This window comes from Thioreductor micantisoli (assembly GCF_055392745.1).
This window is the reverse complement of the sequence record NZ_AP043760.1, coordinates 983,145-994,687: the sequence shown is the minus strand read 5'-3', so window position 1 is coordinate 994,687 and position 11,543 is coordinate 983,145. Positions and strand designations below refer to the sequence as shown.

The following is an 11,543-nucleotide window of genomic DNA, read 5'->3' as shown; positions in this document are numbered from 1 at the left end:
ATTAAATGATTATATCAAAAAGGATAAAATAATGAAAATAGATGATAAACTTTTGGCAAAACTTGAAAAATTATCAATGATGAAAGTAGAAAATAGAGATGGAATGATTGATGATTTAAATCAAATTGTAGAATTTGTAGAAATTTTACAAGAAGTTAATACTAATAATGCAGAAGCAACTTTTAATGTATTAAATTTAGCAACTCCAATGAGAGAAGATATTCCAGTAAATAATAATGCTATAAAAACAATTTTAGATAATGCACCAAAAACTGAAGGAAATTATTTCATAGTTCCAAAAATTATAGAAGGATAAAAAATGGCATTAAATTATACATTAGAAACACTTCTTAAACAAATTGTTCAATATAAAGCTTCAGATTTACATCTTGTTGTAGGTGCTCCACCAGAGCTTAGAATTGACGGAAGGCTTCAAGCTCTAAATTTACCAAATTTAGAATCAGATGATACATTAAAACTTTGTTATTCCGTATTAACGGAAAAAGATAAAGCTTATCTTGAAGAGAAATTAGAGCTTGATTTTGCTTTTGAAATACCTAGAACAGCAAGATTTAGGGCAAATTATTACTATCAACGAGGAAGTTTAGCAGCAGCTTTTAGAATTATTCCAGAAAGACCTCTTAGTTTAGATGAAATAAATGCTCCTGATATTTTTAAACAACTTACAAGAAGAGAAAAAGGGTTGATTTTAGTTACCGGTCCTACAGGAAGCGGGAAATCAACAACATTAGCTGCTATGGTTAATGAGATAAATGAAACATATCATAAACATATTATTACAATGGAAGATCCAGTAGAATTTGTTCATCAACATAAAAAATCTTTAATTTCTCAAAGAACAGTTGGAAAAGATACCAAATCATTTGCTAATGCGATCAAATATGCACTTAGAGAAGACCCGGATGTTATATTGGTTGGAGAAATGAGAGATAGAGAGACTATTGGTGCAGCTATTACAGCAGCAGAAACAGGGCATATTGTGTTTGGAACACTTCATACAAATAGTGCTGTTCAAACACTAAACAGAATTATTGATGTTTTTCCTGCAGGAGAACAAGGGCAAATTAGATCACAACTTTCAATGGGATTAGTAGGAGTTATTGCTCAAGCACTTTTGCCAAAAATTGGAGGAGGAAGAGTTGCTGTTCATGAAATTTTTCTAAATAACCCAGCTGTTTCAAACTTAATTAGAGAAAATAAGATTAATCAATTATATTCTCAAATGCAACTTAATCAAACCCAAACAGGAATGCAGACACAAACTCAGGTTTTAGTTAAATTTGTAAAAGAAGGGCTTATTGACAAAGAAACTGCTTTAGAATTTTCAACTAAAGTTGATGAGCTTAAAAAAGCACTAATGGCTATTTAATGGATAAAAATTTATTAGTAGAAAGTTATAATTATACATTGCCAAAAGAATTAATTGCGGCTTATCCTGCAATTCCACGGGATAAAGCAAAATTATTAGTTTATGATAGAAAAAATGATAAGATAACTCATACAACTTTCGATAAAATATTAGATTTTATAGGGGATTCTCATTTTATTTTTAACGATACAAAAGTGGTAAAAGCTCGTATTTTTGGACAAAAAAAGACAGGTGGAAAGATGGAACTTCTTTTAAATCGTCCATTTAAAGATAAGTTTTTAGTTTATATTCGAGGGAAAGTAAAAGTTGATACTGAACTGTTTTTTGAAAAAAATTTAAAAGCAGTTGTAAGAGGGCTTAATGAAGATGGAAGTAGGTTAGTTGAATTTTATCAAAATGATAAAAAAATTGATTTTTTAGAATTGGTTGAAATTTTGAATGAAATAGGTCATATTCCACTTCCACCATACATAAATCGTGAAGATGAACAACTCGATGTTAATGAATATCAAACTGTTTTTGCCCAAAATCCTGGAGCTGTAGCGGCACCTACTGCATCGCTACATTTTACAGATGAACTTTTAGAAAAAATAAAAAATAAAAGTTTTTTAACTTTGCATGTAGGAGCTGGAACATTTAAGCCAGTTGAAGTTGAAAATATACTTGAACATCCTATGCATTCTGAATTTTTTGACATTCCTGAGCTTACTGCTAAAATTTTGGATAGTGATACTCAAATTACGGCAGTTGGGACAACGGCCACAAGAACTATTGAATATTATGCAAGAGAAAAAAAACTTTTTGGTGAATGCGATCTGTTTCTTCATCCACAAAACAAGCCAATTAGAGTAAATAATTTACTTACTAATTTTCATCTTCCAAAATCAACTCTGATTATGCTTGTAAGTGCGTTTATTAGTAGAGAAAAAGCATTAGACCTTTATGAAGTAGCTATAAATAAAAAATATAGATTTTATAGTTATGGAGATGCGATGTTAATTATTTAAAAGGAGAGGGATTAGAAATTAAATCCAACTCCTACATATATTGCATTGTTATAAAGATGATTAAAAGAAATATTTCTATATCCCACAAAAGCTTCTGCATTTTTAATAAATTGTACTCCTATTTCAGCAGTACCTTTTAAAAATCTATTTGCTTTATTAAAGCTTAAAATTGATGGAGCATATTCTATTTCACCTCTTATAAAAGTAGGCACTTGGAAAAATGGTAAATAAGTTGATGCTCCTATACCGATTGGTATAGCACTATTATCTTTTGTATAAACTCCATCTATAAAAAGTGAAGCTACAATAGAAGAATCATCTCCTAATAAATTTCCTTCACTTTTTATTCCAGCATATGCAAAATTATGTTTATTTTTGTTTATTAAATATCCACCTCTTACATAAATTGGTTGAGATGGTAATATTTGTGCTTGTGCATTTACAAAAAGTGTTGAATTTGTAGTTTGTAAATTTGTAAAATTTTCGGCACATAATATACTTGTTGTTAAAGCAGTTGCAATTAATAATTTTTTCATTTCATTTCCTTTTTTAATCTAATTATATCAAAATTCATTTATCGTATGTTGAAAAATTTTTGTTAATTTCTCTACATATTTTAGTTTTGTATTTTCATTTGGAGCATGAATTGAATCATTTACAACACCAAATTCCACGGTTTTGACTCCAAATTCTGCTAAAAATCTAGCATCACTTGTTCCACCAGCAGTTGAATGTTTTGGCTTTATATTTGTTTTTTCTGTAATAGCTTTATTTAATAGTTGAACTATTTTAGAAGCTGGATTTGTAACAAATGGTTTTGCACTTTGATTTAGTTCTAATATATAATTCATATCTTTAAAATATTTCTGTACAAAATTTTTGATATCTTCTTTTGAAGTGTGAGTATTATTTCTAACATTAAACATCATTTTCAGCTCTCCTGGGGTTACATTTGTAACTTCCATTCCTGAGCGAATATCTGTAATTACAAATTGGCTTGGTGAAAAATACTCATCTCCATTATCCAAATCAACTCCAGCAATTTTATCTAAAACTTTTGCAACTTGATGAATAGGATTTATTGATTTTTCTGGATAAGCTGCGTGCCCTTGTTTCCCTGTAACTTTTAAAACTCCGTTTATACTTCCTCTTCTACCTATTTTTATAGCATCTCCAAACTCTTTTTCGCAAGTCGGTTCTGCCACAATTGCATAATCAGGTAAAAACTTTTTCTCTTTTAAATATTTTAAAACTTCAATAGTTCCAAATTTAGCATCTCCTTCTTCATCACTTGTAATAATAGTGCTAAGAGTTCCATTGAAGTTTTTCGTATGTTTAAGAGCATATAAAAAAGCAGCTACTCCACTTTTCATATCTTGCGCTCCTCTTGCATAAATTATATCATCTTTTATAGTTGGAGTAAAAGGATCAGTCTCCCAACCCTCTCCAGGAGGAACAACATCAATATGTCCAGCAAAACATAAATGTTCGCCTTCACTAAATTTTTTGTATAAAAATAGATTTTTAACACCATTTTTATTTATTTCTATTTGTTCGTATTCATTTAAATATTCTTTTATAAACTCCATAGCACCATCATCATTTGGTGTAATTGATTTAAATTCTAAAAGTTTTGTAAAAAGTTCTATCATTGTCATATTTATTCTTATTTTGTAGGATTTTCATAAAATATATATTGAGTAGAATAGTTACTTATTTCAAAATATACTTTTTTTTCATCTTTATCTACTTTATAATTCAAATTTGAGTCTATATATCCATATCCATATCTATAAGCTCTTGATTCTGTTCCACTTGTTGCAGTTGCAGTAGTTAATTTATTTATTTTGATAAATCTTCTTACAAGTTTTCCTCCATTATAAATATCTAAAACTCCATTTACACCAGTCCAATTTTGGACACCTCTTGAAATTCTGTTTTTTTGTTCTTGTGTACATCCTGTAAAAAGTAATCCCAGAATTCCTAATCCTACTAAATATTTTTTCATTATATTATTATCCTTTTTTGATATAATTATAGCATAAAAAAGAAAAAGGTAGATTTATGATAAAAATAGGAATAGTTGGAGTTGGAACAGTTGGACAAAGTGTAGTTAAAATTTTGGAAGATAATAAAGATATAATTCGTGCAAGAAGTGGTAAAGAGATAGTCGTAAAAACTGGAATAGTTAGAAATCTTAATAAAAAAAGAGATGTAAATATTAAACTGAGTGATAATTATTTAGATGTTACAACTGATCCTGAGATTGATGTTGTAGTTGAACTTATGGGTGGAGTAGAGGAAGCTTATAAAGTAGTTAAAAGTGCTATTGAAAATGGAAAATCTGTAGTAACTGCAAATAAAGCTCTTCTTGCTTATCATAGATTTGAGCTTCAAAGAATGACTAATAAACCTTTTGAATATGAAGCAAGTGTAGCAGGAGGAATTCCTATAATTAAGGCTCTTAGAGAAGGACTTAGTGCTAATCATATAGAATCAATCAAAGGAATTATAAATGGAACTTGTAACTATATGTTAACTGAAATGAAAGAAGGTGCAAAATATGATGAGATTTTAAAAGTAGCACAAAAACTTGGTTATGCTGAAGCTGATCCTACTTTTGATGTGGGTGGATTTGACGCAGCACATAAACTGCTTATTTTAGCAAGTATTGCTTATAATATTGACGCGAAACCAGATGATATTTTAATAGAAGGTATTGAAAATATAGATACCATGGATATGGATTTTGCAAAAGAGTTTGGTTATGAAATTAAACTTTTAGGAATTGCAAAAAAAGATGGAGATTTTATAGAGCTTAGAGTTCATCCAACACTTGTACCAAATAAACAAATGATTTCAAAAGTTGAAGGTGTTATGAATGCTATTAGTGTAGTTGGTGATAAAGTAGGGGAAACTTTATATTATGGAGCAGGTGCTGGTGGTGATGCAACTGCAAGTGCTGTAATTAGTGATATTATTTCAATTGTAAGAGGAAGTAATGCACCTATGCTTGGATATGAAAAACCATTAGAAAATGGGGATTTTAAATTAAGAGATAGAAATGAGATTAAAAGTAAATATTATTTAAGAATTGCAGTAAGTGATGAGGTTGGAGTACTTGAAAAAGTAGCATCAATTTTTGCAAAAAATAGTATATCAATTAATAATTTTCTTCAAAAACAAGGAAATAAATTTGTAAAAATACTTCTTTCAACTCATCAAGCAATCGAAAAAGATATTCAAAATTCAATAGAAGAGATAGAAAAATTAAAATTTGTCAAAAAACCTGTTAATCTGATTAGAATTGAAGAATAGAATATGGGAATTTTAAATAAATTAAATGAAGAAAATGATTCAGACATAGTAGAAGAATTTTTGAATCAATGGGATTATATAATAGATGATATTGATTTAGTGATTGAAAGATTAAATGATGATTATGAAAATTCTATAAATGATCTTTTTAGAATTTTTCATTCTCTAAAATCTGCTACTGCGTTTTTAAAATTAAATAGGGTAAATATATTTGCAAAATTAGTTGAAGAGGTATTAGAAAGTGCTCGTAAAAAAGATAAGTCAACAGATGAATTAATTGATTGGTTATTTATAGCAAGTAGTCAATTGGGAAAATGGTACGATGAGATTATGAAAAATGGGGAATTATCTTCAATTAATCCAAAAATACTAAATATCCCAAAAGGATATTAGTATTAATGATATTAATATCTTGGTTGTCTTGGTTTAGCTTCGTTAACTCTTAAGTTTCTTCCGTCTAATTCTTTACCGTTAAGTTCTTCAATTGCTTTTTGAGCAGCTGCGTCATCACTCATTTCGATAAATCCAAAACCTTTACTTCTATCGTTATTTTCTCTGTCAACGATAATTTTTGCACTAGTTACTTCACCGAATTTAGCAAATTCGTTTGCTAAATCATCTTCTGTTAGGCTGTAAGCCAAATTTCCAACATAAATGTTCATGTTCTAATTCTCTTTATAATAAATTCTAAACACAGAAACCGAAGTTTCTTTCTTTAGTGATAGAAGTATATCATAAAAAATCAAATTTTGAGTAAAAATTTTATAATTTAATAACAGTTGCTCCATATCCACCCATATTTGGTGGTGCTGGGAAAAATTCTTTAACCAATGGATGACTTTTAAGGAGATTTTTAATTCCGGCTGCTAAAATACCTTTTCCCATTCCATGATAAATCATTATTTCATTTAGACCTGCCAAAAGTGCATCATTTATAAATTTATCTGCTTTTTCCATAGCTTCTTCATATCTCATTCCATGTAAGTCAAGTTTTATATCTATTTTGGAAGGTCTTGGTTTGTTAAATGATACTTTTCTAACTTTTTTAGTTTTAATATATTTTTTTAGTGCATTAAGTGGCGCAGTTATTTTTTTACCATCCACATCAATAATCGCATTTTTATTAGATATTGAAACTACTATTCCTTTGGAATTGAAATATTTTACATTATTTCCAATTTCTATTTTTTCATTTGTCTTTTCTTTTTTGATTTTAATTTGAGATTTTTTAGAGTTTGCTTCATTTAGTTTTTGATGAAACTCTTTTTGTGTTTTTGCTTTTTGAGCTTCTTTGGCTACTTTTATAGCTTCATTATACTCTTTTAATAGCTTAAGTTTTTCTTGCTCTATATTTTTATTAAACTCTTCTTTTTGATATTTTAGAGATTCTTCTGTTTTTTGAATATCTTCAAGTTTTTCATTAATTTTTCTGTTTTTAAGTTTAAGGTCAAGTTCAAGTTTGGATGTTTTTTCAATTAATAAATTTAAATTTTCTAAATCATCTCCATAATCTTTTTTAGCTTTATCCACAATTCTTGCAGGAATTCCATATTTCAAAGCAGTTTCAAAAGCATAACTTCTTCCGATAGTCCCTTGAATGAATTCATATGTTGGTTTTTGTTTTTCTTCATCATAAATAGCCGCTAAAAGTTCTACTCTTTCATCATTTGCTAGAAGTGAAGCTAATCTTTTGTGGTGAGTTGTAATTACAATTTTTTGATTGATTAGTTCTTGAATAATTACTTTAAATAGACTTGCTGCTTCATTTGCATCAGTTCCAAGCTCTATCTCATCCACTCCGATTAAAGCATCTTTAGAATTAAATAATTTAGCAAATTCTTTGATTCTTCCCGCAAATGTAGAAATGTCATTTTTTACACTTTGTGGGTCATCAATGATTGCTATGATATTTTTAAAATGTCCTATATGTGAATTTGGATGTGCTTTCATAGGAAGTAAATATTTAGCCATAAAAGCAGATGTCAAGATGGATTTTAAAAGCATCGTTTTACCACCAGCATTTACTCCTGTTATAAGTAAAATATTTTTATTGTATTCCAAATCAACACTTTTACAGTTTTTTAGAGCAGGGTGACAGAAATTTTTAAGGACTATTTTTTTATCTTTTTTAGGTAGGATAAATTCTAGATTTTTTCCTTTTGCTAAATTAATTCTGGCATTATATGAATCAAATCTATCAAATTCTTTATTTATAAAACTTAAGAATTTATTCCATTTGGTAAAAATTCCACTAAATTCTTTTGCATATTGATATTCTATTTCTTCTTTTTTACTTAATAATTCACTTTCTTTATCTTTGAATCTTGAAATTTCGTTTGGAAATACATAAAAATATCCATTTGAACTTCTTCCAACTATTTCACCTTTTAAAACTCTATTAAATCCACCTCTAAGCATTACACACTCTTCATCATTTACAAGATGAATTTGTCTATCCACTAAATAGCTACTAAGTTTGGAATAGTTTACAACTTTATATAAAGATTGACGAATATTACTTCTATTTTGCGAAATTAATTGATTGATATTTTCAAGCTCTTCAATTCCTGTTAAATTCCCTTTTTTGTCATATTTTTTTACTATATTTTCAATTTCTTCTGGGATTAATATTTTACTAAACCACTCTTCTAAATCACTCCATTTTCTAGATTTTAAATATTTAAAATAGTTTATAATTTTAATAAATTCAAAAATTTCTTTATGGGATAAGATTCCCTGTTTTTTAATTCTAATTAATTGTTCATCTAATTTAATTGTCTGGGTTGGCGAAATATAATCATATTTTTGAAGTTTTTGAATATATTTATAATGAACATTTATATCTCCCTCTAAAATAAAATCTTTACTTCTTGCAAAAAGTGATTTTAAAGAGTTTATATAATCTTGTAAATCTAATTTTTTTATCATTTAGTTCCTTACTGAATTGTATTTATATAATTATTCTTATATGTTACATAATGTTTTGCATTTGCATAAATTCCTGCTACTTCTTCATCAGTTAATTTTCGAATAACTTTTGCAGGGCTTCCTATAATTAGACTTCTTGGTGGAAATTTTTTATTTTTAGTTACTAAACTTCCAGCCCCAACTATACTCTCTTCTGAAATTACCGCACCATCTAAAATAGTTGCACTCATTCCTATTAAACAAGCATTTTTAATCTCACATCCGTGGAGCATAACTTTATGAGCAATTGTTACATCATCTCCAACAATTGTTGGATTTCCATCTCCTATAATTTTTTCTTTTTTGAAGTGTGTTACATGAATCATTGACATATCTTGTATTGAAGTTCTTTTACCTATTTTTATAAAATGAACATCTCCTCTTACTACACATCCAAACCAAATTGAACTATCTTCTCCAATCTCTACATCACCTACAACATCAGCACTTGGTGCTATCCAAGCAGTTTTATCTATTTTTGGAAAATCATTTTTATATTTTAATAACATTTGCTTCCTTTAAAAAATTTTATTTATTAAATCTTTATGGCTTTTTATAAATTCGATTAAATGTAACTTAAGCATAAAAATTATCATAATATATCCTTTTTACAAAATTTCATGTAATTTATTACCTTCTTTCATCCATTTATATAATTCATCATACTCTTTTTTTTCAATTAATTCTTTTGCTAACTTTAATTCTTTACTAAAAGCATCAATTGCATTCAGTAAGTTTTTTTCATTACTTTCAAATATATCTTTCCACATAGCTGGATTACTTTTAGCTAAGCGGGCCATACTTCTAAATCCACCAGCAGCAAGTGTTACTATATGATCTTTATCTTCTTGTTTTAAAACAGAGTTAGTCAATGAATAGCTTACGATATGAGGCATATGAGATATAAAAGCTGCATGTCTGTCGTGTTCGTGTGCATTCATAATTTTGATATTCATTTTTATACTTTTATAAATATCTAAAGCTAAATTAACTTGATATTCTCCACTTTCTTCTATATTACAAACAACCATTACTTTATTTTCAAATAAGTTAGGTAAAGCAGCCTCCGGTCCTGAGTATTCAGTTCCAGCCATTGGATGAGATGGAATGAAATTTTTTCTGATATTTGTAGGGCATTTTTTACTTATTTCTTCTTTTGTTGATCCAAAATCTATAATTGTTACATTTTCTTTTAAATTCATTTTTGATAATTTTTTTAGCGTACAAATAATTGCACAAATAGGAACAGAAATGACTATTACATCACATTTACTTAGTTCATCAAATTCTATAATTTCATCAATTAAATTCAATTCTAAGGCAATTTTACAATGCTCTTTATTATGGTCAACTCCTACTATCTTTGTAAAATTATAATTTTGTTTGCAACTTAAAGCAAAGCTTCCTCCCATTAGACCTAGTCCAATAATACCTAAAATCATAAATTTTCCTTCAAATATCTAAAAAAGATGATTTTTAATTAGGATTATAGCAAATTTTGATATAATTCTTGATAAAAAGTAATTAATTATGATTACTAACTAAGTAGGAGAAATTATTATTATGAAGAAAATACTATTTTTAGCACCATTAATGCTTTTTGCAACGAATAACCAAATAGATAAAGTTGAATTTACAGGTTTAAAACATTTATCTGTTATTAGTGCAAAGCAAATCTCACTTTTACATAAAGATGATTATATAGATTATCAAAAAGTAGATAAAACAATTAAAAATTTTTATTCTTATGGATATTTTAAAAATATTAAAGCTAATTTTGAAAATGGAACTTTAAAGTTTGAATTTATAGAAAAACCTGAAATTTTGAATATAAAATATGAAAATATGAGTGAAGATTTAAAAAAAATACTTAAAACTAAAATAAAAAGAGGGGAAATTTTTTCTGAAGCAAAATTAAAAAAACTTAAAAATTTGATTACAAGTTATTATGATGCAAAAGGTAGATTTAATACAGTTGTCTTTTTTGATACAAAAAAGAAAGGAAATGGAATAGTATTAACCATAACTTTAAATAAAGGTCATTCAATTGTAATTGATAAATTAAAATTTTATGGTGTAAAAAAAGAGTCTATTAGCGATATAAAAGATAATATTAAAGATGTAGATAGAGATATTTTAGGATGGCTTCCTTTTAGGAAAGCGGGAGATTTTTCACTTCAAGGTTTGTTACGAGATCCCCAAACTCTTAGAGAATATTATTTATCAAAAGGATATTTGGATGTTAAAGTGTCTCATCCATTGTTTTTAGCAAATTTTGATAATAATAAAGCTGAACTTGAATATAAAATTCATGAGGGAAATCAATATGAAGTTTCATCTATAAAAATAGATATACCAAGTGGTATAATTGATACTAAAAAATATCAAAATGACTTACTTTTATTAAAAGGATATTATTTTAACATTAAGAGAGTTAAAAAAGATATAAAAATGTTAAAAAGGGCTGTTGCAGATAAGGGATATGCTTATGCTGTTGTTTATCCTAACATTAAAAAACATGGTTCAACTGTAGATGTTATTTACAAAGTTATTCCTGGAAATAAAGTTTATATTAGTGATGTAATAATCAGTGGAGATACTAAAACATTAGATAGAGTTATTAGAAGAAATGTTTATTTAGCTCCTGGATATTTATATTCACTTACAGATAAAGAAGATAGTATTAATGCACTTAAAAGAAGTGGATATTTTGATGATGTTAAATTAAAAGAAGTTAAAATAGATGATTCTCATATGAAAATTATTATAAATGTAAAAGAAGGTCTTACTGGAAGTTTAAAAGCAGGGATCAGTTATAACTCTTATTCTAAATTTGGTGTTAATTTAGGTATGACTTAGAG

Annotated in this window: 13 protein-coding genes; 6 read left to right on the top strand and 7 right to left on the bottom strand. The window is 27.5% G+C overall.

Annotated features, from left to right (window positions below; all coding sequences use genetic code 11):
* Positions 1-31: 31 nt before the first annotated feature.
* From gatC to queA, 3 genes are read left to right on the top strand one after another with little or no spacing between them, the layout of a single operon-like run.
* Positions 32-316: an Asp-tRNA(Asn)/Glu-tRNA(Gln) amidotransferase subunit GatC gene (gene gatC, locus ACZ5OA_RS05235; RefSeq protein ID WP_464906826.1), complete on the top strand. Its 285-nt coding sequence runs from the start codon at positions 32-34 to the stop codon at positions 314-316.
* A 3-nt stretch (positions 317-319) separates the two neighbouring features.
* Positions 320-1,390, top strand: coding sequence for a type IV pilus twitching motility protein PilT (locus tag ACZ5OA_RS05230; protein ID WP_464906825.1), 1,071 nt, complete (start codon positions 320-322; stop codon positions 1,388-1,390).
* Entirely contained in the window at positions 1,390-2,397 is a 1,008-nt protein-coding gene (gene queA, locus ACZ5OA_RS05225; protein ID WP_464906824.1) for a tRNA preQ1(34) S-adenosylmethionine ribosyltransferase-isomerase QueA, read from the top strand. Before ACZ5OA_RS05230 ends, queA begins: the two co-directional genes overlap by 1 nt.
* Positions 2,398-2,408: 11 nt before the next feature.
* On the opposite strand, the gene ACZ5OA_RS05220 is transcribed toward queA, so the two are convergent.
* The 3 genes from ACZ5OA_RS05220 to ACZ5OA_RS05210 are packed head-to-tail and all read right to left on the bottom strand — an operon-like array spanning position 2,409 to position 4,405.
* On the bottom strand, positions 2,409-2,933 hold the full coding sequence (locus ACZ5OA_RS05220) for a hypothetical protein (protein ID WP_464906823.1): 525 nt from the start codon (positions 2,931-2,933) through the stop codon (positions 2,409-2,411).
* A gap of 27 nt (positions 2,934-2,960) precedes the next feature.
* Positions 2,961-4,055, bottom strand: coding sequence for a succinyl-diaminopimelate desuccinylase (gene dapE / locus ACZ5OA_RS05215; RefSeq protein ID WP_464906822.1), 1,095 nt, complete (start codon positions 4,053-4,055; stop codon positions 2,961-2,963).
* A gap of 8 nt (positions 4,056-4,063) precedes the next feature.
* Complete coding sequence (locus tag ACZ5OA_RS05210) at positions 4,064-4,405, bottom strand: hypothetical protein (RefSeq protein ID WP_464906821.1); 342 nt, start codon at positions 4,403-4,405, stop codon at positions 4,064-4,066.
* A gap of 56 nt (positions 4,406-4,461) precedes the next feature.
* Here ACZ5OA_RS05210 and ACZ5OA_RS05205 point away from each other — a divergent pair, with 56 nt between their 5' ends.
* Together ACZ5OA_RS05205 and ACZ5OA_RS05200 are read left to right on the top strand one after the other, a co-directional pair.
* Entirely contained in the window at positions 4,462-5,715 is a 1,254-nt protein-coding gene (locus ACZ5OA_RS05205) for a homoserine dehydrogenase (protein ID WP_464906820.1), read from the top strand.
* A gap of 3 nt (positions 5,716-5,718) precedes the next feature.
* A complete protein-coding gene (locus tag ACZ5OA_RS05200) occupies positions 5,719-6,108 on the top strand; it encodes an Hpt domain-containing protein (protein WP_464906819.1) in 390 nt (129 codons plus the stop codon).
* Between the two features lie 11 nt (positions 6,109-6,119).
* Here ACZ5OA_RS05200 and ACZ5OA_RS05195 read toward each other — a convergent pair whose 3' ends face one another.
* The 4 genes from ACZ5OA_RS05195 to ACZ5OA_RS05180 all read right to left on the bottom strand — a co-directional run bounded on the left by ACZ5OA_RS05195 (position 6,120) and on the right by ACZ5OA_RS05180 (position 10,124).
* Positions 6,120-6,377 (bottom strand): RNA recognition motif domain-containing protein, encoded by a 258-nt coding sequence (locus ACZ5OA_RS05195; RefSeq protein ID WP_464906818.1) that lies wholly within the window; start codon positions 6,375-6,377, stop codon positions 6,120-6,122.
* A gap of 100 nt (positions 6,378-6,477) precedes the next feature.
* Positions 6,478-8,643 (bottom strand): endonuclease MutS2, encoded by a 2,166-nt coding sequence (locus ACZ5OA_RS05190; RefSeq protein WP_464906817.1) that lies wholly within the window; start codon positions 8,641-8,643, stop codon positions 6,478-6,480.
* An 8-nt stretch (positions 8,644-8,651) separates the two neighbouring features.
* Positions 8,652-9,191: a gamma carbonic anhydrase family protein gene (locus ACZ5OA_RS05185; RefSeq protein WP_464906816.1), complete on the bottom strand. Its 540-nt coding sequence runs from the start codon at positions 9,189-9,191 to the stop codon at positions 8,652-8,654.
* A gap of 99 nt (positions 9,192-9,290) precedes the next feature.
* A complete protein-coding gene (locus ACZ5OA_RS05180; RefSeq protein ID WP_464906815.1) occupies positions 9,291-10,124 on the bottom strand; it encodes a prephenate dehydrogenase in 834 nt (277 codons plus the stop codon).
* A 121-nt stretch (positions 10,125-10,245) separates the two neighbouring features.
* Between ACZ5OA_RS05180 and bamA the strand changes: the two genes are divergently transcribed.
* Positions 10,246-11,541 (top strand): outer membrane protein assembly factor BamA, encoded by a 1,296-nt coding sequence (bamA, locus tag ACZ5OA_RS05175; protein ID WP_464906814.1) that lies wholly within the window; start codon positions 10,246-10,248, stop codon positions 11,539-11,541.
* The last annotated feature ends 2 nt before the right edge of the window (positions 11,542-11,543 follow it).

What these genes read in the sequence shown, in the direction of transcription:
- ACZ5OA_RS05200 (WP_464906819.1), top strand. Translation starts at nt 5,719, where the DNA reads ATGGGAATTTTAAATAAATTAAATGAAGAAAATGATTCAGACATAGTA.
- ACZ5OA_RS05220 (WP_464906823.1), bottom strand. Translation starts at nt 2,933, where the DNA reads ATGAAAAAATTATTAATTGCAACTGCTTTAACAACAAGTATATTATGT.
- bamA (WP_464906814.1), top strand. Translation starts at nt 10,246, where the DNA reads ATGAAGAAAATACTATTTTTAGCACCATTAATGCTTTTTGCAACGAAT.
- ACZ5OA_RS05230 (WP_464906825.1), top strand. Translation starts at nt 320, where the DNA reads ATGGCATTAAATTATACATTAGAAACACTTCTTAAACAAATTGTTCAA.
- queA (WP_464906824.1), top strand. Translation starts at nt 1,390, where the DNA reads ATGGATAAAAATTTATTAGTAGAAAGTTATAATTATACATTGCCAAAA.
- ACZ5OA_RS05185 (WP_464906816.1), bottom strand. Translation starts at nt 9,191, where the DNA reads ATGTTATTAAAATATAAAAATGATTTTCCAAAAATAGATAAAACTGCT.
- ACZ5OA_RS05195 (WP_464906818.1), bottom strand. Translation starts at nt 6,377, where the DNA reads ATGAACATTTATGTTGGAAATTTGGCTTACAGCCTAACAGAAGATGAT.
- ACZ5OA_RS05210 (WP_464906821.1), bottom strand. Translation starts at nt 4,405, where the DNA reads ATGAAAAAATATTTAGTAGGATTAGGAATTCTGGGATTACTTTTTACA.
- ACZ5OA_RS05180 (WP_464906815.1), bottom strand. Translation starts at nt 10,124, where the DNA reads ATGATTTTAGGTATTATTGGACTAGGTCTAATGGGAGGAAGCTTTGCT.
- ACZ5OA_RS05190 (WP_464906817.1), bottom strand. Translation starts at nt 8,643, where the DNA reads ATGATAAAAAAATTAGATTTACAAGATTATATAAACTCTTTAAAATCA.
- ACZ5OA_RS05205 (WP_464906820.1), top strand. Translation starts at nt 4,462, where the DNA reads ATGATAAAAATAGGAATAGTTGGAGTTGGAACAGTTGGACAAAGTGTA.
- dapE (WP_464906822.1), bottom strand. Translation starts at nt 4,055, where the DNA reads ATGACAATGATAGAACTTTTTACAAAACTTTTAGAATTTAAATCAATT.
- gatC (WP_464906826.1), top strand. Translation starts at nt 32, where the DNA reads ATGAAAATAGATGATAAACTTTTGGCAAAACTTGAAAAATTATCAATG.